The following is a 23,289-nucleotide window of genomic DNA, read 5'->3' on the forward strand; positions in this document are numbered from 1 at the left end:
AAGATCGCCCTCGCCGAACGCGACGGCGGCTGCGCCTGGACCGGATGCCCACACCCACCCGCCTACACCCAAGCGCACCACATCACCTGGTGGTCAACCGGCGGCACCACCGACCTCAACAACGGCATCCTGCTGTGTTCACATCACCACCATCGGGTGCATGCCGACGGGTGGGACATCCGGATCCGTGACGGGTCCCCGTGGTTCATCCCGCCAGCCCACCTCGACCGGACACGCACCCCCCCGACGCGGCGGCACACTCCACCCCAACAACACCGGATAACCCGTACCAACCCACCCCAGACCCCAACCCTTCGACAAGCTCAGGGACCAGACCCTGCCCGCAGACGCCCGACCCCGGTCACTGAGCCTGTCGAAGTGCATGACCCCAACCACCCAGACCCCCACCCTTCGACAAGCTCAGGGAACGGAGGATATAGCTTACGGCGCCGGACGGCTCACGGAGCAGTAACAGCACCATCGGTAGCACTGGCACGCTCACGAGGCATTCGCAGAGCGAACAGCGAAGCAGCCAGCATCAACACGAACGCAGACGCGAACGCAGCAGGGAAGGAGAATGCATCGAGCAGAGCACCGGCAGCGAGCGGTCCGATGATCGCACCGAGATCAGAAACCGCCTGGAACACAGCGACCGGACGACCACCTCGACCACCGGCCGCATCACCGACTGCAGCAGCGGGAGCAGTGCCCATCAGCGCTGCAGCGGCACCGTAGACGCACAGGAGAGTGATGAGGATCCACAGTTCGGTCGCGAACGGCATCGCGAGCATCGCAGCTGCACCGACCGCGAACCCACCGATGATCGCCGGACGACGACCCACCGAGTCCACGAAGCGTCCGGCCGGACCGAGAGCGATCGTCTGGACGACAGCAGCAACGGCGAAGGCGATTCCCGTCCAAGCCGGCTCATCGTGCAGCACCTCGACGACGAGCACAGGAACGAGAGCTCCACGAACCCCCATCGCGGACCACCCCGAAGCGAAGTTCGCGAGGAGAGCGGACTGGAACCGTCGATCCCGGAGCACAACTCGGAACGGTGTCGGCGGAAGGACAGGAACGGCATCGGTCGACGTCGAGACCTGTTCCTTCCCGCTCAACAGGAACAGACCGATCGCACCCGCGATCGTGAGCGTGATCGCATAGAAGAAGAACGGAGCCGTCAAGGAAATGGACGCAAGAAGTCCACCGACAGCAGGACCGGCCATGCCACCGACGAGGAATCCGCCCTGGTAGAAGCCGACCGAACGACCACGACGGGCCGGATCGGTGGTGCGGAGCAGCAGGGTCATCGCAGCGACGGAGAACATCGCAGAACCGATGCCTCCCACACCACGCAGAACGAGCACCTGCGGATAGTCCACCGCGATCCCGACGAGCCCACTCGACAGAGCGACGATACCGATGCCGATCGCGAGAACCGTTCGTTCGCCGACACGGTCGACGACCCATCCGACGAACGGATTCGCGATCAGCCGCATCAGAGCGAACGCGGAGACGACAGCACCGACCTCGACGTACCCGACGTTGAAGCTCCGAACGAAGACAGGAAGCACGGGTACGACGACACCGAAGCCGAGCATCACGAAGAAGGCAACGACTCCGAGCACACGCACGTCACGAGGCAGAGGAACCCGATCCCCAGCGCGACCGAAGGAAGCGAGCCGACGAACGCGGACGAAGAGACGACGAGCCATGGAACGGATGAACCCTGTTTCTTGGAGGAGAGCACGAGCTTGGGAGGGACACGTTACTGGGTGGGGCACGCTGCTTGGAGGAAAGCACGGCACTCGGAAAGCCATCGTCCAGTCGCTGAACTCGTTGCCCTTCGACAGGCTCAGGGACCGGCAGCACACCCTTCGACAGGCTCAGGGACCGGCAGCACACCCTTCGACACGCTCAGCGAGCCGGAGGTCAGCTGGCGAGGACCTGAGCGACGGAAGCAGGATCGGCGAGCACAGGAGCGAACGCGAGCTGAGCAGCACCGACGATGAGCAGATCGCCACCGAGCGCAGCACGAGTGATGGTGACGTCGTCACGAGGGCCGATCATCGCGGTTCGAGCGACAGCACTCTCCAACCGCTCAGGAGCCACCTCCGACAGCGCTCCGAGGAACCCACCGAGCACAACGAGACGAGGGTTGAAGACGTTGACGATGTTGCGGAGCGCCACGCCCAGATAGTCGAGCTGACGGTCGACCACCGAAGCGACAGCAGGATCGACGGCATCAGGATCACGGTACGCGTCGAGAAGGACCGCTTCGAGATCATTGCCTCGATGGCTCTCGAGTCCCAGGACATCGAGCAGAGCACCACGCGTCACCTCGGTTTCGAGGCATCCGACCGCACCACAGTGGCATACGAGCCCAGCACTGTTGACGAGCGTGTGCCCGAGTTCACCCGCGTAGCCGCTGACGCCACCGAGGAGCCGCCCATCACTGAGAACGCCACCACCGATGCCGCTCGCACCACCGTTCAGGTACACGAGATCATCGACCCCACGACCCGCACCGAATATGCTCTCCGCGGTCGCGCCGACCGAAGCGTCGTTCGCTGCATGGACGGGGAGCCCGAGCGCATCGTGCAGCATCCGGGAGATCGGCTCGTCGTGCCACCCGAGGTGAGGAGCGAGCGTGACGAGTCCATCGCTCGCACGGACGAGACCGGGAACGGCAAGACCGACACCGACCGTGTCGTAGACCTGATCGAGCTCATCCCGCATCCCGGCGACGACGGCGGAGACGATGTTCACCACCTCAGCGGCAGACGGGATGCGAGTCGTGTCGTAGCGGATGCGCTTGATGACCTGACCGCCGAGACCGACGAGACCGATGGTCACCGCATCGAGTTCCGGATTGACGGCGAGCGCCACGGTCTTCCGACTCGGAACGATGACCGGTGAAGGACGTCCGACCTGCTTCGTTCCGCTCGGCTCCGCTTCAGTCACGAGACGGAGGCTCACGAGCTCTGCGACGAGCGCACCGATGGTCGACCGGTTCAGTCCGGTTTCACGCGTCAGTTGCGCACGGGAGACGGCACCACTCGTGTGGACGATCTCGAGGACTGCCGAGAGGTTGTTCCGGCGGACGTCGTCGAGGTTGTTGCCCTTGATGGGTGTCCGTGCCTGCCCGGCGCCCTTCGGCCCTGCATCCTGCGACTGTGCAGCCTGTACCGGGGAGGAGTCTTCGACGCCGGAGGTGGACATCCAGCATCCTTTCTCTTCATCACCGGTGTTTCGTCGTCACCGGTGCTGGTGCTCCGACGACACCGTCGGCGCCGTCGATCCCACCGCGCGGGGAGACCTTCACACTGTACGCCTGCGCCGGACGCACGGAAGCCATCGCGGCCGTGACCGCTGCAGGATCGGCGAGGACACCGGAGAAGGCGAGCTCAGCCGCACCGATCATCAGGAGGTCGGATCCCAACTGAGCGCGATGGATCGTGACGCCGTCTGCAGGGCCGGTGAGCGCTTCGGAGAGGACAAGATCGGTGAGTCGTTGCTCGTCGAGCGCGAAGAGCGTCGCGAGGAAGCCACCGAGGACGATGCGTTCGGGATTGCAGACGTTGACGACACCACGGAGGGTGACGGCGAGATAGTCGAGTTGCCGCTGCACCTCCGCGGCGACGGCGGGATCGGTCGATGCGGCGAGGGCACGCTCGAGGTCATCGCTGTCGCCGCCGTCGAGACCGACGACCTCGAGGAGGCGGGCGCGACTGACCTCCGTCTCGAGGCATCCGACGGCACCGCAGTGGCAGAGCCGACCACCGGAGCGGACGAGCGTATGTCCGAGTTCACCCGCATAGCCCGCTGCACCACCGCACAGACTGCCACCGCTGATGATTCCTCCACCGATGCCGCTGGCCCCTCCGTTGAGGTAGACGAGGTCAAGACTCCCCCTCCCTGCTCCGAAGAGGATCTCTCCCCCGGCGCCGAGGGAGGCGTCATTGGAGGCATGGACCGGATAGCCGGTTGCGGTCGCGAGCATCTGAGCGATCGGCTCGTCCGTCCACCCGAGGTGCGGTGCGTAGCCGACGACACCGTCATCCGCACGCACAAGACCGGGAACAGCCACACCGATGCCGACGATGCGATAGGAGGCGTCGAGCTCTGCACGCATCCCGGCGATGACCGCCGCTGCGATGTTCGCGACCTCCTCGGCGGTCGGCAGATGCGCCGTTTCGTAGCGGATGCGTTTGATGACCGTCCCACCGAGCCCGACGAGACCGATCGTGATCGCATCGACCTCCGGATTGACGGCGAGCGCAGCGGTGGCTGGATCCGCGTGCACGAGAGGACTGGGCCTCCCCACACCGGTACTGCTGCCCGGTGCCGTCTCATATACGAGGCCGAGCTCACCGAGCTGGCCGATGAGCGTTCCGACCGTCGATCGGTTCAGCCCCGTCGCCCTGGCGAGTTCGGCTCTCGTCAACGTGCCCTGGTGGTGTACGAGGGACAGCACGAGCGACAGGTTGGTCCGACGGGTGTGGTCGTTCGTGGTCGCGGCACGCGCTTCACCGAACAGTGGTGGTTCGGTCCTGGACATCGGTCCCCTGTCTTCGGCTCTCATGAGATCGGTGAGCGGAGGCACAGCTGCGCCGAGGCGGCTGCGATCCAGCCGCCCCGGTGCCTCACGCGCGTGCGCTCAGCGCGTGCTGAACGCCGAGTCGAACGCGGCCGTCGGCGCTTCGAAGGCGAGCCGCTTCACGAACGCCAGGGCTTCAGGAGCGCCGAGCAGTCGGTCCATGCCCGCGTCCTCCCATTCGACGGAGATGGGACCGTCGTAGCCGATCGAGTTGAGCGCACGGAAGCTCATCTCCCAGGGGACGTCACCGTGACCGGTGGACACGAAGTCCCAGCCGCGGTGGAGGTCCGCCCAGGCGAGGTGGGAGCCGAGCCGACCGTTGCGACCGTTGCCCGTGTTCATCTTCACGTCCTTGCAGTCGACGTGGTAGATCAGCTCACCGAACTCGAGGATGAAGGCAACCGGATCGAGTTCCTGCCAGACGAAGTGACTGGGGTCCCAGTTGAGACCGAAGGCCTTCCGATGCCCGATGGCCTCGAGCGTCCGTACCGTTGTCCAGTAGTCGTAGGCGATCTCGGACGGGTGGACCTCGTGGGCGAACCGGACGCCGACCTCGTCGAACACGTCGAGGATCGGGTTCCAGCGATCGGCAAAGTCCTGATACCCCGCGTCGACCGCTTCCTGTGACACGGGAGGGAACATCGCGACGTACTTCCAGATGCTGGAACCCGTGAATCCGACGACGGTCTCGACGCCGAGCTTCGCCGCGAGGCGAGCCGTGTTCTTCATCTCCTCCGCGGCACGCTGACGGACGCCCTCAGGGTCTCCATCACCCCAGACCACATCGGGCAGGATGTCACGATGACGCTGATCGATGGGATCGTCGCACACCGCCTGCCCCTTCAGGTGATTGGAGATCGCGAACACCTGGAGTCCGTGACGTTCGAGCGTCGCGAGCTTGCCCGCGACGTACTCCTCGTCGTCCCAGCGCCACGGGTCCAGATGATCGCCCCAACAGGCGATCTCGAGGCCGTCATAGCCCCAGCCCGCTGCGAGCGAGCAGACCTCTTCGAACGGAAGGTCGGCCCACTGGCCGGTGAACAGGGTGATCGGTCGTGCCATGGTGTTCTGCTCCTAGGTCTCGTGGAGGTGTTTCGGGGAGAGGGTTCGGAAGGATCGTTCCGGGAGAAGGATTCCGGGAAGTGATCCCGGTGACATGATCCCGGCGACGTGGTCCCGGTGTCTCAGACTCGATCGGCAGTGACCGGAGTCCAGACGCTGTTGTTGGCCGAGCTCGTCTCGACGGCATCAAGGACACGCTGCACCTGGAGCCCGTCGGCGAAGGACGGCTCCGGTTGCACACCGGCCGCGATCGCTTCGACGAAGTCGCGCGCCTGGTGGGAGAACCCGTGCTCGTAGCCGAGCAGGTGACCGGCCGGCCACCAGGCCGAGATGTAGGGGTGTTCCGGCTCCGTGACGAGGATCGTCGTGAAGCCCTGTTCGCCGGCGGGAGCCGTCGCGTCGTAGAGCTGCAGGCTGTTCAGCTGTTCGAGGTCGAAGGAGATCGCACCTGCGGAGCCGGCGATCTCGATGCGAAGGGCGTTCTTGCGGCCCGTACTGAAGCGCGTCGCTTCGAACGACCCGAGGACACCGTTCTCGAACCGTCCGGTGAAGAGGGCGACGTCGTCGACGGTGACGGTGCCGCTGGCCGTGCTCGAGCTCGTGCCTGCACCTGCAGACCCGGCACCCGTCTGTCCACCCGTCAGTCCACCAGCGGATGCCGACAGCCCACGACCGTCGGCTTCGAGAGGCCGCTCGGTCACGAGCGTCTCGAGGACACCGGACACGGAGGCGAGCCGAAGACCGGTGATGAACTGAGCGAGGTCCACGGCATGCGCACCGATGTCGCCGAGCGCACCGGAGCCGGCGAGCTGCTTGTCGAGGCGCCAGGTCATCGGGCTCTGCTCGTCGATGAGCCAGTCCTGCAGATAGGACGCACGCACCTGACGGATCCGACCGATGCGACCGGAGGCGACGAGGTCCCGAGCGAACGTCGCCGCGGGAACCCGACGATACGTGAAGCCCACCATCGCGAGGACACCGCGCTCGACGGCACGAGCCGCGGCCTCCGTCATCGCTTCGGCCTCGGCGACGGTGTTGGCGAGAGGTTTCTCACAGAGGACGTGCTTGCCGGCCTCGAGCGCAGCGATCGCGATCTCGGCGTGGGAGTCCCCCGGAGTGACGATGTCGACGACATCGATGTCGTCCCGGGCGATGACCTCACGCCAGTCGGTCGAGGACTCCGCCCAGCCCCAGTTGTCGGCGGCAGCGGCCGTGCGAGCGGTATCGCGACCGACGAGGACGGCCATCTCCGGCTGGGCACTGAGGTCGAAGAATCGAGGAGCGACCCTCCATCCCTGCGAGTGCGCTGCTCCCATGAAGCCGACGCCGATCATCGCGACCCGAAGTCCGGGTCCTGGTTCACTCACGGTCACGCTGCTGCTCTCTTTCTGTGGTGTGTGGATGCGTCTGGTACAGGTGGTGGAGTTCGGGTGCCGTCCCGGTCGTGGAACGGCACCCGAGCGGCCGGGCACCAGATCGGTGCGGCTGCTTAGCTCTCGAAAGCGCTCGGCAGGTAGACGTCCACATTCTCTTTCGTGACGACCGGTGCGAACAGCTGCACCTTGCGGGGAACGCTCGACTCGACGAGGTCGCTCATGCCCTTGCCCTGCACGATGAGGCGAGCGAGCGCGATGCCGTCTGCGGCCTGCGTTGACGGGTAGATGACCGTCGCCTTGAGAACCGTGTCGTCGGCCTTGATGGAACGCATGACGTTCGCGGATCCGGCGCCGCCGACCATGAAGAACTCGGAACGACCCGCAGCGTCGATGGCTGCGAGGACGCCGACGCCCTGGTCGTCGTCGTGGTTCCAGATGGCGTCGATCTTGGGTGCGGAGGCGAGGAGCTGCGATGCTGCAGCCTCACCGCCCTGGACCGTGAAGTCGGCTGCGACGCGGTTCGTCACGTCGAGACCGCAGTCATCGAGCGCGTCCTTGAAGCCCTTGCTGCGTTCCTGCGTGAGCGGAAGGCTGTCGATGCCGGCGATCTCGGCGACGACGGCGTCCTTCTTGCCGTCGAGCTGCTCGCAGATGTACGTACCGGCGCTCACGCCCATGCCGTAGTTGTCGCCGAGGATCGTCGTGCGTGCGGCGAAGGTGCTCGAGAACTCCCGGTCGACGTTGATGACGGGAATGCCCGCCTGCATGGCCTTGATGGCGACGTCGGTGAGTGCTGCACCGTCGGTCGGCAGGAGGACGATGGCGTCGACCTTGTCGTTGATGAAGGTCTCGACCTGGCTGATCTGCAGGTTGGCGTCGTTGGTGCCCTCGGCGACGACGAGGTTGACGTCACTGTACTTCTTCGCTTCGGCGAGGGCGGCAGTGTTGATGGCGCCGAGCCAACCGTGGTCGGCGGCAGGACCGGAGAAGCCGATCGTGATCGTGTCTCCGGCCTTGGCGTTGTCCTCGGCGGAGTTGCCCGCCGGGGCAGAGGTGGATTCGGTCGTCCCGGCCGTACACGAGGTCATGAGACCGATGACGGCGAGCGAAGCGCCCGAAGCGATCAGCAGCCGACGGCGCAGCGTGCGTGATGCAAGCATGTGTTTCCTCCTGGGTGAATGCACGTGGCTGCAGCTGAGTGCGGCCCCATGCGGTGAATGCGGGTGAGAGTGCAGTGCGCGCCAACGAGGAGGGTGCATTGGCGAGCTGCGGCACAGGGGGTTCATGCCGTCGTCTCGACGAGAGTCCACATTGACGTTTGATGCAACATAACAGACTTCTGCACCGAGTGTTGGATTAATTTCGGTCACTTTTCAGCAACGGCTTCCTCGGCATGGTGGACGACAACAAACCGCGCGACGTCGAGATACTTCAGTGCAACACCGGCTCACCGACGGGCATTCGCGAGCATAATCGCGATTCTCGGGCAGAACGAATCCGCGGGAAGCCCCTGTTCGAGCGCCATCGCAACAATTGCGTGCACAGCCACAACAATTCTGTTATGTTGCCTCCATGATCAACGACGACCATGCTGCGGCGTCGGGCCAGGAGCCCGAAGCTCGAGCACCACATCAGCAGGCATCGCCCCTGCCAGCTCCGCTCCTGCAGGTGCGCGGCCTCACCAAGAGCTTCGCCGGAGTCCAGGCGCTGAAAGGCGTCGACCTCGATGTCATCCCGGGAGAGGTCCATTGCGTCCTCGGTCAGAACGGCGCCGGCAAGTCGACGCTCATCAAGACGCTCTCCGGCGTCCACCAGCCCGACGGAGGAACCATCACCTGGCAGGGCGAGACGCTCGCCATCACCGATCCCGTCGCGGGACTCGGACTCGGCATCGCCACGATGTACCAGGAACTCGACGTCGTCGACGGCCTCACCGTCGCCGAGAACATCTTCCTGGGTCACGAGTACTCGACGGCCGGCGTGACCGACCGCCGGACGACGAACAAGCGGGCTCGCGAGATCATGACGCGCCTCGGTCACGGCAGCATCCCACCGACCCGCGAGGTCGCCCACCTGTCCGCCGCCAACAAACAGATCGTCAGCATGGCGAGAGCACTGTCCCACGACACGAAGCTCATCATCATGGACGAACCGAGCGCGGTCCTCGACTCCGAGGAGGTCAAGAACCTGTTCCGCGTGGTCCGGGAACTGACGGCAGCAGGCATCGCGGTCATCTACATCTCGCACCGCCTCGAGGAGATCCGCCAGATCGGCGACCGGATCACGGTCATCAAAGACGGCGCGAGCGTCGCGAACAACCTGCCCGTCGACGACACGCCGACGGCGGAGCTGATCAAGCTCATGACGGGTCGCTCCGTGACCAACATCTTCCCGGCCGCGACCCCGATCGCCGCGGACGCGCCCATCCTCCTCTCGGTCGAAGGGCTGAGCCTCGACGGCGTCTTCCGCGACGTGAGCTTCGACGTCAGAGCCGGTGAGATCGTCGGGCTCGCAGGTCTCGTCGGCTCCGGTCGCTCCGAGATCATCGAGACCGTCTACGGAGCCAGGAGAGCGAGCTCAGGGACCGTTCGTGTCGACGGGAAGGCACTCCCCGCCGGTTCCGTCCGAGCGGGAGTCCACGCCGGCATGGGCCTCTCCCCCGAGGAACGCAAGAGCCAGGGGCTCATCCTCGACCAGCCCGTCTACCGCAACGTGACGCTCGCCACCTTCACCCGGTGGGCGCGCTTCGGATTCCTCAACGAACGTGAAGAACGCTCCGTCGCACGCACGGAACTCGAATCGCTCGAACTCCGTCCGGCAGACCCCGACCGCGCAGCACGGACGCTCTCCGGCGGAAACCAACAGAAAATCCTCCTCGCCCGTTGGCTCGTCCACGGCACACGAGTGCTCCTGCTCGACGAACCCACACGAGGCGTCGACGTCGGAGCCAGAGCGGAGATCTACTCGCTCATCCGTGCGCTCGCGAAAGCGGGAACGGCCGTCGTCGTCATCTCGAGCGAGATCGACGAGGTGCTCGGCCTGTCCGACCGCGTCCTCGTGATCGCCGAAGGACGAGTCGTCCACACGACCGCAACGAGCGAGATCGACGAACACGGCGTCCTCGACCTCGTGATGCAGGGCAGCGCAGCATGATGCAGCGCACCGCTCGGCCCCCAGCGCACAGCAGAATCGCAGCCCCAACCCGAATCCCAGTGAGCACCATCCTCGAGAAAGCGAGCGTCGCGTGAGCGAGCACACCACAGCGGCCGGACAGGTCACCCTCGACCCGTCCGGCGGACCCGCGCCGCACTCCGGCGACACCGGAAGCACCTCCGGAAACGTCTTCAGCCGACTGTTCGGCGGTTCCGCCGCACGCAGCATCGGCCTCATCATCGCCCTCGTGGTGCTGTTCATCGTCGGCACGATCACCGCTGGAGACCGCTTCGCGAACATCGAGAACGTCCTCACGATCGTCCGCTACGCCTCCATCATCGGCGTCGTCAGCATCGGCATGACCTTCGTGATCACGGCGGGAGGCATCGACCTGTCCGTCGGTTCCGTCCTCGGCCTCTCCTCCGTCGTCGCGACGATGGCGTGGGTGCAGCAGTTCGCGAACCAGACGAGCTGGGTCTTCATGGTCGTCATCGCCCTCGCGGTCGGTGCAGGCGCAGGCCTCATCAACGGGGTCGTGATCGCTTACGGCAACGTCGTGGCGTTCATCGCGACCCTCGCCATGCTCGTCGCGGCGAAGGGACTCGCGGAAGTGCTCGCGAACAGGACGACCCAGATCGTGAACGTGAAGGGCTTCCTCGACTTCTTCCGCGGCGACTTCCTCGGTATCCCAGTCCTCATCTGGATCTTCATCGTCGTCGTGGTGGCGGGGTGGTTCCTCCTCAACCGAACGACGTTCGGCCGTCGCACGGTCGCGATCGGCGGCAATCTCGAAGCCGCACGACTGGCAGGCATCAAGGTCAAGCGACACCTCGTGTACCTGTACGTCCTCGCTGGCCTCACCGCCGGCATCGCAGGGCTCATGATGCTCGGTCGGACGACCGCTGGAACCTCCACCCACGGCACGTTGTACGAGCTCGACGCGATCGCAGCCGTCGTCGTCGGTGGAACACTGCTCATCGGTGGACGCGGAACGATCATGGGCACCGTCCTCGGTGTGCTCATCTTCGCGACCCTCACGAACGTCTTCACGCAGAACAACCTGTCCACCTCGGTGCAGGCCATCGCGAAGGGCGTCATCATCGTCGCCGCCGTGCTCCTGCAGCAGCGCTTCGCCGCTCGGGCGAAACGGGGCGGTTGAGCGCACCGCGCCAGCCCACTGCTCCACCAACGCAGCTTCGCTCTCCACCCAGAACACCGCAGAACACCCAGAACACCCAGAACACCACAGAACACCCAGAACACCCAGAACACCCAGCAGAGCACGCTCTGCCGAACAGAAAAGACCAGTTCATGACGATCACTCCCACCCGCGCCGACCGCTTCGCATTCGGCCTCTGGACCTTCGGGTACAACGGAACGGACCCCTTCGGTCCAGCGACCCGACCGGCCGTCGACGTGGTCGAGGGCATCAACAAACTGTCCGAGCTCGGCGCATATGGGCTGACCTTCCACGACGACGACCTCTTCGCCTTCGGCTCGACCGATGCGGAACGCCAGAAGCAGATCGACCGGATGAAGCAGGCGCTCGCCGACACCGGCATCGTCGTCCCGATGGTCACGACGAACCTCTTCAGCGCACCCGTCTTCAAAGACGGCGGCTTCACCTCGAACGACCGCGGCGTCCGGCGCTTCGCGCTTCGGAAGGTCATGCGGAACGTCGACCTCGCCGCAGAACTCGGCGCCAAGACCTTCGTCATGTGGGGCGGTCGGGAAGGCGCCGAGTACGACACCGCGAAGGACGTGCAGAGCGCACTCGAGCGCTACCGTGAAGCCGTCGACCTCCTCGCGCAGTACACGGAGGACAAGGGCTACGGCATCAAGTTCGCGATCGAGCCGAAGCCGAACGAACCGCGCGGCGACATCCTCCTCCCCACCCTCGGCCACGCTCTCGCGTTCATCTCCACGCTCGAACGCCCGGAGCTCTTCGGCGTGAACCCGGAGGTCGGGCACGAGCAGATGGCCGGGCTCAACTACACGGCCGGCATCGCCCAGGCGCTCTACCAGGGCAAGCTCTTCCACATCGACCTCAACGGTCAGCGCGGCATCAAGTACGACCAGGACCTCGTCTTCGGCCACGGCGACGTGCAGAACGCGTTCTCGCTCGTCGACCTCCTCGAGCACGGAGGCCCCGGCGGAGGCCCGTCCTACACCGGTCCGCGACACTTCGACTACAAGCCGTCCCGCACCGAGGACATCGACGGCGTGTGGGAGTCGGTCAAGGCGAACATGCGCATGTACCTCCTCCTCAAGGAGCGCACGGAAGCGTTCCGTGCGGACCCTGACGTGCAGGAGGCACTGCTCGCCGCCCGTGTCGCCGAGCTCGCCCAGCCGACGCTCAACGCCGGGGAGTCGTACGACGACTTCCTCGCCGACCGCAGCGCCTACGAGGACTACGACGCAGAAGCGCACTTCGGTGGCAACGGCTACGGCTTCGTCCGTCTGCAGCAGCTGACGATCGAGCACCTCATGGGAGCACGGGGCTAACACCTCCCCCGGAACACGATGGCGCCGCCGGCTCACCGGCGGCGCCATCGCACCGTGCGCACCACCACCAGCGCACCACGACCAGGACACCACCACCAGGACACCCACCAGCACAGAACAGGGGCCATCCCGTGACACTCGTCGCAGGCGTCGATTCGTCGACACAGAGCTGCAAGGTCGTCATCCGCGACGCCGACACCGGAGCACTCGTCCGCGAAGGACGAGCGACCCACCCGACAGGGACGGAAGTGGACCCCGCAGCCTGGTGGGACGCGTTGCAAGCCGCGATCATCGATGCGGGAGGGCTCGACGATGTTGCAGCGCTCGCGGTGTGCGGACAGCAGCACGGCCTCGTCACGCTCGACGCGAACGGTCGGGTCATCCGTCCGGCACTGCTCTGGAACGACACGAGGTCGGCTCCGGCGGCCCTCGACCTCATCGACGAGCTCGGGGCGGATGCCCTCGCGACGCGAAGCGGATCGGTCCCCGTCGCCTCCTTCACCTCGACGAAATTGCGCTGGCTCCGCGATGCGGAACCCGACAACGCCGCCCGGGTCGCTGCGGTCGCGCTCCCCCACGACTGGCTCACCTGGCGCCTTCTCGGTCACGGACCGAACACGACCGCTGCGGAACGGACCGAGAACCCGGCGGGACCGGATCTCGGCGCGCTCACGACCGACCGGTCCGACGCGAGTGGCACAGGCTACTGGAGCCCCGTCACCGACGACTACGACCGCGAACTCGTCGACCTCGCGCTCGGCCACGCAGCGGTCCTCCCGCGCATCCTCGGTCCCGGCGAACGAGCGGGCGTCACGCCGGACGGCGCGTCCGGCACTCTCCCCGCCGGCATCATCCCCGCCGGAATCGTCATCGCTGCAGGGGCGGGCGACAACGCGGGGGCGGCTCTGGGACTCGGCGCACGAGCCGGCGACGTCGTCGTGTCGATCGGGACGAGCGGGACCGTGTTCGCGGTGACGCCGGACCCCGTCACCGACGTGACCGGAGCGGTCGCCGGGTTCGCGGACGCGAGCGGACAATTCCTCCCCCTCGTCGCGACGCTCAATGCGGCACGGGTGCTCGGCTCGGTCTCAGAGCTCCTCGGCGTCGACCACGCCGACTTCGCCGACCTCGCGCTCTCGGCCGAACCCGGTGCGGACGGAGTCGTCCTCGTCCCCTACTTCGCAGGCGAACGCACTCCGAACCTGCCCGATGCGACCGCGAGCTTCACGGGGCTCACCATCGGTTCGACGACACGGGCGAACGTCGCCCGTGCAGCGATCGAGGGGATGCTGTGCGGTCTCGCAGCGGGGCTCGACGCGGTACGAGCCGTCGGCGTGCAGGACACCAGACTCCTGCTCGTCGGTGGAGCGGCCCAGAACCCGGCCGTGCAACGGATCGCAGCACAGGTGTTCGACACCCCGATCGTGATCCCGAAGCCCGGCGAGTACGTCGCAGACGGAGGCGCGGTCCAGGCCGTGTGGGCACTCACGGGCTCCCGCCCGGAATGGCCCCTCGACGTCGTGGCGGAACCCGCCCCGGACCATCGGGCCGTGATCCGCGAGCAGTACGCGGCTGCTGCCGCGGCGGCCACCGCGGCGGCGGCCGGTTCCTCGGCGTCCGGTCTCGCCGACCGTGAAGCCGTGCTCGTGTAGCCGTGCTCGCGTCGGGGTGCTCGTGTCGGGGTGCTCGCGTCGGGGCGCACAAGCCCTGGCGCGGCGGGCCTCGTCCCACGAGACTGGAACCATGCCGGAACTTCCCGAAGTCCATGCGCTCGTCACCGATCTGAGTGCTCGACTGACCGGTCGGGTCATCGAGCGGCTCGACGTCGTCTCTTTCGCCGCGCTCAAGACCTTCGACCCGCCGGTGTCCGCCATCGCCGGCGGGACGATCACAGGCGTTCTGCGGCACGGCAAGTTCCTCGACATCGCGATCGCTCCGGATGCCGCGGGCAGCGTCCTGCACCTCGTCCTCCACCTGGCGCGCGCCGGCGGGATCCGCTGGCGGGACGGCGCACCGAAGCCGCCGACGGGACGAGCTGGTCGAGGCCCTCTGGCTGCTCGGCTCATACTGTCAGCACCACAGCCGGGATCGGGCGTCGACATCACGGAGGCCGGAACGAAGAAGCGTCTCGCGATCTGGCTCGTCGCGGATCCGGCATCGGTCCCGGCGATCGCGAACCTCGGGCCGGACCCGCTCGGCGACGCATTCACGGAGGCCGTGTTCCAGCGGATCCTCGCCGGAGCCGGCCGATCGCAGATCAAGAAGCTGCTCCGGAACCAGTCCGTGATCGCCGGCATCGGGAACGCGTACTCGGACGAGATCCTGCACGCCGCCCGGATGTCACCGTTCACGCCGGCGGACATGGCTGAGGACGACGTCTCCCGCCTCTATGCCGCGATGCAGAGCACGCTCCGCGGCGCGATCGAGCATTCGGACGGCCTGGCGGCATCCGAGCTCAAGCGGGAGAAGCACACGAGCATGCAGGTCCACGGGCGGACCGGCGAAGCGTGCCCGGTGTGCGGAGACACCGTCAGACAGGTGATCTACACGGATTCGACCCTCCAGTACTGTCCCACCTGCCAGACGGGCGGGAAGCCACTGGCAGATCGGGTGTTGTCGAGACTGTTGAAGTAGCCGGCCGGAATCGACCCGTCACCGCACTCGGGTCCGGCAAGATGAGACCATGTCGACACACCTCAGCCGGTTGCAACGGCTGCATGCCCCCACCGCGACCCACGCCGAACTCCTCGAGGTCGGCAGAGCGGAACGCGGCGACGTCCCGCGATCCGCCCACGCGGAGTACCGGACGGGCGATCGCGACCCCCTCGTCATCCTCGCCGAGCAGAACGCGACGCGGGTGCCGAGCCTCGTGCCGCTGCGGATGGGGCGGATGCTCGCGAACCCGTTCACCTTCTACCGGGGAACCGCAGCGATCATGGCAGCGGACCTCGCGAGGAACGCCTCGACGGACATCCCCGTCGTCGCCTGCGGTGACGCCCACATCAGCAACTTCGGCTTCTTCGCCTCCCCGCAGCGCAGCCTCGTGTTCGATCTCAACGACTTCGACGAAGCAGCACCAGCGCCCTGGGAGTGGGACCTCAAACGTCTCCTCACGAGCGTCGTCGTGAGCGGTCAGCACTCGCGCTTCGCCGAGGCCGACATCCGTTCCGCCGCGCTCGGGGCGGCACGGGTGTACCGCGAGTCGATCAACGCACTCATGTCGAGCGATGCGCTCCGCCGCTACTACTCGCTCGCCGACATCGAGACGATCCGAGCGCAGGTCGGCAAGGAGGGACGGAAGATCCTCACGAAGGCCGCACGGCAGGCCGAGCGACGGACCTCCGCCGCCTACGTCGAGAAGATCACGAGCCGGGCTGCCGACGGCACGCGGGTCCTGATCGAGAACCCACCGGTGCTCACCCACGTGCCCGAGGCGTCGGAGACCGACATCGAGGCCCTCTTCGAACAGTATCGAGAGTCGGTTCCGAAGGACGTGGCCCACCTGCTGTCGCAGTTCACCCTGACGGACCTGGCGATGCGGGTCGTCGGCGTCGGGAGCGTCGGAACCAGGTGCTTCATCCTCATGCTCACGGGACCGAATCGGGAGTCGCTCGTCCTGCAGATCAAGGAGGCGCCGATGTCGGTCCTCCAGCGGTACGGCGGCATCGCTCCTGATGCGGTCCCGTCCGCCGACTGGACGGTCGGCGCCGGCCTCATCGGCGGAGGAGAGATCGACGCTCTCACGCACGTTCCCAACGAAGGACGACGAGTCGTCGGGAATCAGCGCATCCTGCAGGCGGTCTCCGATCCGTTCCTCGGCTTCCTCCGCAGCACGGGCAAGCTCGGTGCGACCGATGATGCGACGCACCACGACTTCTACGTCCGCCAGTTCCGCGACAAGAAGGGGTCGATCGATCCAGAGACGCTGAATCCGGCAGCGTTCACGACGTACGTGGAGGGGTGCGCCATCCTCCTCGCCAGGGCTCACGCCCAGAGTGCGAACGCCTCCGCCGTCGCGGGCTACCTGGGCCGTTCCGACCGCTTCGACCGAGCCGTCGTCGAGTGGTCCTTCGGCTACGCGGCGCAGTCGCTGCGTGACTTCGAGCGACTCCGCGATGCTGCCGAGAGCGGCGAGGTCGAGGTCGTCGTCGAGGGGCGCTAGCGCGGCCGGATGTGTAACGGTCACATTTCGCGCGCATTACCTCTCCGCGCCAAATTAAGACCACATCTGTACCACACGGGCGATTGGGTGTAAGAATGACTCCACCGCGGGTAAACGGTTTCCCGACTCGGTACCGACGCGGCGATCTCATCCGAACCCGAGCACCCCCCACGCAAGGAATGACGCACTCAATGACGACAGCGGCACTCGCAGCAAACTCCGGCAACCGACTGAAACGAACACTCGGGACGCCAGCCCTCCTGCTCTTCGGCCTCGCCTACATGCTTCCCCTCGCGGTGTTCACCACCTACGGCCTCGTGACCGAGATGACGTCAGGCCACCTCGCCGGCGCGTACATCGTGACGACGATCGTGATGCTCTTCACCGCCAACAGCTACGCCAACATGGTTCGGGCGTACCCCGTCGCGGGTTCGGCGTACACGTACACGCAGCGCACCTTCGGCTCGCACCTCGGCTTCCTCACGGGGTGGACGCTCCTCCTCGACTACTTGGCGCTGCCGCTGCTCAACTACCTCGTGATCGGGATCTACCTGAACGCGTCGTTCCCGGCGATCCCCGTCTGGGTCTTCGTCGTGGCATCGGTGCTCCTCGTGACCGCGTTGAACGTCGTGGGCGTCCTGCTCGTGTCGAGCATCAACCTCGCCCTCGTCGGCGTCCAGCTCGTGTTCCTCGTCGTCTTCGTCACGACGGGCGTCAGCTACCTGAGCGGCGCCGCACAGCCCGCCGACGTCTTCGGTCCGATCTTCGGCGGCGACGCGTCGATCGGCAGCATCGCAGGAGGCGCAGCGGTCCTCGCCCTCGCGTTCCTCGGCTTCGACGCCGTATCGACCCTGTCCGAGGAGGCCAAGGAACCCCGCACGTCGATCCCGCGCGCGATCATCCTCTGCACGCTCGTCGGCGGTCTGCTCTTCACGATCACGGCGTACGTCGCCGGCCTCGTGTTCCCCGACTTCCAGAACTTCCAGAACACCGATTCCGCGGCCCTCGACGTGATGACCCGCATCGGTGGAGCGGCCCTGTTCACATTCTTCACGGCCGCGTACATCGCCGGATCGTTCGCCTCCGCGATCACGTCACAGGCGAGCGTCGCTCGGATCCTGTTCGCGATGGGGCGTGACGGCCAGCTCCCGAAGCGCGTCTTCGCGGTGCTCCACAAGCGCTTCCAGACCCCGTGGATCGCGATCGTCATCGTGGGCGCCGTCGGCCTCTTCGGTGCGCTGTTCATCCCGCTCGACATCGCGGCATCGGTCATCAGCTTCGGAGCGCTCGTCGCCTTCAGCTTCGTGAACCTCGCCGTCGTCAAGCACTACCTCTTCGACAAGGGAGGGCGGGGAGCCAGAGCGATCATCCTCTACGGCGTGATCCCGCTCATCGGCTTCGCGCTCACCGTGTGGCTCTGGACGAGCCTCACGAGCACGACGCTCATCGCCGGTGCGATCTGGGTCGTCGTCGGAGTGGTCATCCTCGCGGCCCTCACGAAGGGCTTCCGCCGGACGCCTCCCGTGATGGACTTCTCCGAGGAGGACCCGGCCGCACTCCAGCCGTCCGCGGAGGTCATTCGCTGACGTCCGGCGTCAGTGTCTCCGGTGCAGCCCGCCCAGTCTCCGGTGCAGCCCGCTCAGTCTCCGGTGCAGCCCGCTCACGACTCCTTCCGAGCGCGACTGGGCTGCACCCGGGGCGGCTCCCCCGGCATCTTCGGGAAGTCAGGCGGGAACGGCAGCTCACCGAGGCCGGCGGCGAGGTCGCGATCCCACCACTCCAGCAGCGCGTCGATGCGACCGGGATGCTCACCCATCCGCGCCCACGGGTCACCGGTCGTACGCAGCCGCTCCGGCACGGTGCGGATCGTCAGAGCCCTCGGATCGACGTCGCGCAGTTCGTCCCACTCCACGGGACAGGACACGGAGGCGTTCGGGAGCGCACGAGGACTGTACGCACCGGCCATCGTCCGATCGCGGTTCGCCTGGTTGTAGTCGACGAAGAGCTTCGTTCCCCGTTCCTCCTTCCACCAATTCGTCGTCACCGTCTCGGGCAGTCGTCGTTCCAGCTCGCGGGCGGCGGCGATGACCGCGTGGCGGACCTCCAGGAACTCGTGGGTCGGTTCGATGGGGGCGAAGACGTGCAGCCCACGATTCCCCGACGTCTTCACGAACGCCTCCAGACCGGCTTCGTCGAGCACCCGACGCAACTCCTCGGCCACCGGAACCGCATCGGAGAAGTCCGTCCCCGGCTGCGGATCGAGGTCGATGCGGAGCTGATCCGGGTCGTCCGGGTCGCCGGCCCTCGACGCCCACGGGTGGAAGACGACGGTGTTCATCTGCACTGCCCATACGATGCCCGCGGCTTCATCGAGGACGAGTTGCGGATGCGATCTTCCGCTCGGGTAGACGACGGGAACCGATCTGACGAAGTCGGGAGCACCCTTCGGCGGATTCTTCGAGAAGAACTGGTCGCCGTCGACGCCACCGGGGAAGCGTTGCAGAGAAATCGGACGATCGCCGTTCGCAGCGAGGAACGCATCCGCGACCTCGATGACGTACTCCGCGAGGTCGCGTTTCGTGAGCCCGATCTCCGGCCAGAGCACCCGATCGGGACTCGACAACCGCACCTCCCTCTCGCCGTGTGGGCCGGGAACGCTCAGGTGGACCGCCGTGTCTGCCATGGCAGCACCATACGCCTGTGCTTCGCGCGAGCCCAGAAGGAGCCCAGAAGGAGCCCAGAAGGAGCCCAGAAGGAGCCCAGAAGGAGCCCAGAAGGAGCCCAGAAGAAGCGCACCACGAGCGCAGCACGAGCGCAGCACGAGCAGTCCGGGGACCCGCAGGTGGACCGCACCGTCCGCCACCGCAGCCCCTCCTCCTGTGCTCAACTTGAGCCATGCCGACATCATCCGATCAGACTGCCGACGCGCGAGCCTTCGCCAGACTCCACGTGCCCGGTGACCCGCTCGTCCTGCCGAACGCATGGGATGCGGCCTCTGCACGCATCGTCGCAGCCGCGGGCGCACGGGCCGTCGCGACGACGAGTGCCGGTGTCGCCTGGTCGCTCGGCGCAACCGACGGCGAAGGAGTCACGAGATCGCTCGCGCTCGAGGCAGTCGCGCGGATCGTGCACGCCGTCGACCTCCCCGTGACTGCCGACATCGAACGAGGGTTCGGCGACGGACCGTCGGACGTCGGCGACACGGTCGCTTGGTCCATTGCATCCGGGGTCGTCGGCGTCAACCTCGAGGATTCGCTCCGACCGATCGACGAACAGGTCTTGAGGCTCCAGGCCGCCCGCGCCGCCGCGGACGATGCGGGAATCCCCCTCTTCATCAATGCACGGATCGACACGCATCGACTTCCCGACACCGCCTGGCTCGACGAGACGGTCGCGAGGGCACGTGCGTACAGGGCGGCGGGAGCCAGCGGAGTGTTCGTCCTCGGCGCGCTCCGAGCCGAAGCGGTCCGAGCGCTCGTGACGGCGGTCGACGTCCCCGTGAACGTCGCATACGGCCCGGGGACGTTGTCCGTCCATGAGCTCGCCGCCGCGGGAGCCGCACGGATCAGCGCCGGATCCTCGATCGCCGAAGCCGCCTACGGGCTCGTCGGCGATCTGGCCGGAGCGATGCTCGACCCCGCCGGGACGGCGACCGCGACCGCCCCGACAGTGAGCTACAGCGAGCTCAACCGCATCCTCGGCTGACCGATCCGGCCCACTCGGATTGCCGGTCTCGGCACACACACGACAGACTGGGGGTACATGTCCGATCGAGAAGAGCACCAGATGACCGAACCCATCGACTCCCGCGTCGCCGTCTACATCGATTTCGACAACATCGTGATCTCCCGGTACGACCAGGTCCACGGCCGCAGCCAGTTCATGCGCGACAAGCAGAAGGGCTTCAGCCAGGCGGACCGCCAGGCCGATCCCGAGATCGCCGAGAAGCTCAATCGCGCGACGGTCGACATCGGAGCCGTCATCGACTTCGCCTCCTCCTTCGGCACGCTCGTCCTCACCCGCGCCTACGCGGACTGGTCCGCCCAGGTCAACGCGGACTACCGCGGCCAGCTCGTCAGCCGAGCTGTCGACCTCGTCCAGCTCTTCCCCGCTGCCGCCTACGCCAAGAACGGCGCCGACATCCGCCTCGCGGTCGACGCCGTCGAGGACATGTTCCGGCTGCCCGACCTGACGCACGTCGTCATCGTCGCAGGCGACTCCGACTACATCGCCCTCGCCCAGCGCTGCAAGCGACTCGGACGGTACGTCGTCGGCATCGGCGTCGCCGGCTCCACGAGCCGTTCACTCGCCGCCGCGTGCGACGAGTTCGCCACGTACGACGCTCTCCCCGGCGTGAAGCCGATCGCTCCGCCCTCGACCGTCGTCGTCCAGGAGACCGGTGCGAAGTCCGGCCGCAGCGCCAAAGCAGCCAAGGACGCCACCGGCGCCGCAACAGCCGAGAAGCCCGACCTCAAGTCGCGGGCGACCATCCTCCCCACGTTCAGCGCCGAGGCCGGAGCAGGCCCGCAGTCCGACTCCGGGACGATCCCGGAGCCCATGCCGGTCATCGATCACGGGGACGCCGACGATGATGCGGACGGAACCGGAGTCGGCACGGGAGCCGGCGACGACGCAGACGCGGACGGTCCCCGGAAGCGCTCACCCCGACGAGCGAAGTCGCCCGTCCAGCAGCTCGACGACCTCGACCCGGACGCGGAGGACCCCCAGGACATCGCGACGGGGCTCCTCGAACGCGCACTCCGCCTCGGACACGAGAAGGACGACGCCGACTGGCTGCACAGCTCCAACGTCAAGACCCAGATGAAGCGCATGGACCCGTCCTTCAGCGAGAAGGCACTCGGGTTCCGGTCCTTCTCCGACTTCATCAAGTCACGGGACGATGTCGCCGAGCTCGACGAGAGCACGACCGCACGGCTCGTCCGGTTGGCTCCTTCGCTCGCCGACGAGGACTAGGGCGGCGGGTCTCACGCGCTTCGACGGGCTCAGTGACCGGGACAGGCTCAGTGACCGGGACTCCGGTCACTGAGCCTGTCGAAGTGCCCTACTTCGCGCAGGTGGCGTCGTTCGCAGTGCGACCCTTGGCCTGATCGGGCAGCGGGACGGGGACGGTCGTCGCGGGCGTGGTCGAACCGTCGCCCGGCGCACCCGTGGACGCATCGGTCGGCGCATCTGACGGCGTGTCCGTGGACCCGTCGCCCGTGTCCGGCGCCTGGAACGTGAGCGGCTGATCCGCCTTCAGCGCCGCGAAGATCGCTTGCGCCTGGTCGTCGATCGGCTGGACGCGGTTCGGGTCGGCCGGGTAGTCCTCCACGGGCAGCTGGACGAGGACCATCTTGTCGAGGTCGACGTTCGCGAGCGTCCCGGCGAGACCGACGAGCGCTGCGGGCGAACCGAGCCCCTCATCGACCGTGACCGACTTGGTCGCGGCATCGGCCAGGTTGAACAGGGCGATGGGGTTCGAGAGCGTTCCAGCGCTCTTCACCTTGCGGGCGAGTGCAGACAGGAACGTCTGCTGCGCACCGATGCGGCCGAGGTCGCTGCCGTCGCCGAACCCGTGACGGGTGCGGAGGAACGCGAGCGCCTGAGCGCCCTGGATGCTGTGCTCGCCGGCGGTGAGCGACAGACCGGAGTACGGGTCGTCGACGTCCTCGGCGACACACACGTCGACACCGCCGACGGCATCGGTCATCCCGATGACGGCGTCGAAGTCGACGACGATGAAGTGATCGATGTCGAGCCCCGTGAACTGCTTGATCGCGTCGAGCGAGCAGTACGGACCGTGGTCGAGGGCGCCGTTGATCTGGCCGATGCTCTGCGCGTCGACGACCGTCCCGTCAGGATCGGTGCACTCGGGGATCGGCAGCATCGTGTCACGCGGGATGCTGATGAGCGTCGCGTTCTTGTGGTCGGCGGAGACGTGGAGCACCATCATGACGTCGGATCGAGCACCGGCCTCGTCCGCCTGACCGTACTCGCCAGTCGTCTGGCCGGTCCGCGTGTCCGAGCCCATGATGAGCAGGTTGACGGCCCCGTCCCAATTGGGGATGGCGAGGGGCGTCTCACTCTGGCCGGGACGAGCGACGACGTTGTCGGAGATGTTGCCGACGACGCGGAAGTACGTCACGGCGGCGAACGCGATGCCGGCGACGAGGACGACCGCGAGGACGCCGGAGGTCCAACCGATGATCCGCCGACGACGAGTTCGCTTGGCCCGTGTCCGCCTCGCCGCATGCCTCGATGGGAGGACCGCCTGCGGTTCCTGGGCACGTGCAGCGCCTTCGTTCTGATTGGGCGGAGTCGGTCGTCGCACGCAGATCCATTCGCTTCAAGTGATGCTGCGGCCTGGGCGAGGCCACCGGGAGAGCCTACCCATCCGGACCTGAACAGCCTCTGACCGCGCGCGGTGAGTG

General features: G+C 66.8%; 17 protein-coding genes and 1 pseudogene. 10 read left to right on the forward strand and 8 right to left on the reverse strand.

The window, feature by feature from the left end:
- Positions 1-3 precede the first annotated feature (3 nt).
- A pseudogene (locus ACQ3HB_RS16410) lies at positions 4-153 on the forward strand (HNH endonuclease); the annotation flags it as partial.
- 305 nt (positions 154-458) lie between these two features.
- Here ACQ3HB_RS16410 and ACQ3HB_RS16415 read toward each other — a convergent pair.
- From ACQ3HB_RS16415 to ACQ3HB_RS16440, 6 genes are all read right to left on the reverse strand, one after another.
- On the reverse strand, positions 459-1,634 hold the full coding sequence (locus tag ACQ3HB_RS16415; protein ID WP_430921410.1) for an MFS transporter: 1,176 nt from the start codon (positions 1,632-1,634) through the stop codon (positions 459-461).
- A gap of 298 nt (positions 1,635-1,932) precedes the next feature.
- On the reverse strand, positions 1,933-3,222 hold the full coding sequence (locus tag ACQ3HB_RS16420) for an ROK family protein (protein ID WP_430921411.1): 1,290 nt from the start codon (positions 3,220-3,222) through the stop codon (positions 1,933-1,935).
- A gap of 19 nt (positions 3,223-3,241) precedes the next feature.
- Positions 3,242-4,561, reverse strand: coding sequence for an ROK family protein (locus tag ACQ3HB_RS16425; protein WP_430921413.1), 1,320 nt, complete (start codon positions 4,559-4,561; stop codon positions 3,242-3,244).
- Positions 4,562-4,660: 99 nt separating this feature from the next.
- Entirely contained in the window at positions 4,661-5,662 is a 1,002-nt protein-coding gene (locus ACQ3HB_RS16430; protein WP_430921415.1) for a sugar phosphate isomerase/epimerase family protein, read from the reverse strand.
- A gap of 122 nt (positions 5,663-5,784) precedes the next feature.
- Positions 5,785-6,996 (reverse strand): Gfo/Idh/MocA family protein, encoded by a 1,212-nt coding sequence (locus ACQ3HB_RS16435; protein WP_430921594.1) that lies wholly within the window; start codon positions 6,994-6,996, stop codon positions 5,785-5,787.
- A gap of 155 nt (positions 6,997-7,151) precedes the next feature.
- Positions 7,152-8,198: a substrate-binding domain-containing protein gene (locus ACQ3HB_RS16440; RefSeq protein ID WP_430921416.1), complete on the reverse strand. Its 1,047-nt coding sequence runs from the start codon at positions 8,196-8,198 to the stop codon at positions 7,152-7,154.
- Positions 8,199-8,610: 412 nt separating this feature from the next.
- Here ACQ3HB_RS16440 and ACQ3HB_RS16445 point away from each other — a divergent pair, with 412 nt between their 5' ends.
- The 7 genes from ACQ3HB_RS16445 to ACQ3HB_RS16475 all read left to right on the forward strand — a co-directional run bounded on the left by ACQ3HB_RS16445 (position 8,611) and on the right by ACQ3HB_RS16475 (position 18,444).
- Complete coding sequence (locus ACQ3HB_RS16445; RefSeq protein WP_430921418.1) at positions 8,611-10,191, forward strand: sugar ABC transporter ATP-binding protein; 1,581 nt, start codon at positions 8,611-8,613, stop codon at positions 10,189-10,191.
- 91 nt (positions 10,192-10,282) lie between these two features.
- Positions 10,283-11,350, forward strand: a complete 1,068-nt coding sequence (locus ACQ3HB_RS16450; protein ID WP_430921419.1) for an ABC transporter permease — start codon at positions 10,283-10,285, stop codon at positions 11,348-11,350.
- Between the two features lie 152 nt (positions 11,351-11,502).
- The gene (gene xylA / locus ACQ3HB_RS16455; protein ID WP_430921420.1) at positions 11,503-12,696 is read left to right on the forward strand and encodes a xylose isomerase; all 1,194 of its coding nucleotides are present in this window, start codon (positions 11,503-11,505) and stop codon (positions 12,694-12,696) included.
- Between the two features lie 131 nt (positions 12,697-12,827).
- Positions 12,828-14,348: a xylulokinase gene (locus ACQ3HB_RS16460; protein ID WP_430921422.1), complete on the forward strand. Its 1,521-nt coding sequence runs from the start codon at positions 12,828-12,830 to the stop codon at positions 14,346-14,348.
- Between the two features lie 91 nt (positions 14,349-14,439).
- Positions 14,440-15,330, forward strand: a complete 891-nt coding sequence (locus tag ACQ3HB_RS16465; RefSeq protein ID WP_430921424.1) for an Fpg/Nei family DNA glycosylase — start codon at positions 14,440-14,442, stop codon at positions 15,328-15,330.
- Positions 15,331-15,379: 49 nt separating this feature from the next.
- On the forward strand, positions 15,380-16,858 hold the full coding sequence (locus ACQ3HB_RS16470; RefSeq protein WP_430921426.1) for a DUF2252 domain-containing protein: 1,479 nt from the start codon (positions 15,380-15,382) through the stop codon (positions 16,856-16,858).
- Positions 16,859-17,049: 191 nt separating this feature from the next.
- Positions 17,050-18,444: an APC family permease gene (locus tag ACQ3HB_RS16475; RefSeq protein WP_430921428.1), complete on the forward strand. Its 1,395-nt coding sequence runs from the start codon at positions 17,050-17,052 to the stop codon at positions 18,442-18,444.
- Between the two features lie 74 nt (positions 18,445-18,518).
- Here ACQ3HB_RS16475 and ligD read toward each other — a convergent pair whose 3' ends face one another.
- A complete protein-coding gene (ligD, locus tag ACQ3HB_RS16480; RefSeq protein ID WP_430921429.1) occupies positions 18,519-19,541 on the reverse strand; it encodes a non-homologous end-joining DNA ligase in 1,023 nt (340 codons plus the stop codon).
- Positions 19,542-19,753: 212 nt separating this feature from the next.
- Here ligD and ACQ3HB_RS16485 point away from each other — a divergent pair, with 212 nt between their 5' ends.
- Together ACQ3HB_RS16485 and ACQ3HB_RS16490 are read left to right on the forward strand one after the other, a co-directional pair.
- Entirely contained in the window at positions 19,754-20,563 is an 810-nt protein-coding gene (locus ACQ3HB_RS16485; protein WP_430921430.1) for an isocitrate lyase/PEP mutase family protein, read from the forward strand.
- A gap of 81 nt (positions 20,564-20,644) precedes the next feature.
- Positions 20,645-21,832: an NYN domain-containing protein gene (locus tag ACQ3HB_RS16490; protein WP_430921431.1), complete on the forward strand. Its 1,188-nt coding sequence runs from the start codon at positions 20,645-20,647 to the stop codon at positions 21,830-21,832.
- A gap of 88 nt (positions 21,833-21,920) precedes the next feature.
- On the opposite strand, the gene ACQ3HB_RS16495 is transcribed toward ACQ3HB_RS16490, so the two are convergent.
- Positions 21,921-23,189, reverse strand: a complete 1,269-nt coding sequence (locus ACQ3HB_RS16495) for an LCP family protein (RefSeq protein ID WP_430921433.1) — start codon at positions 23,187-23,189, stop codon at positions 21,921-21,923.
- Positions 23,190-23,289: the final 100 nt, after the last annotated feature.

Source organism: Plantibacter lichenum, assembly GCF_050587525.1.
GTDB lineage: Bacteria > Actinomycetota > Actinomycetes > Actinomycetales > Microbacteriaceae > Plantibacter.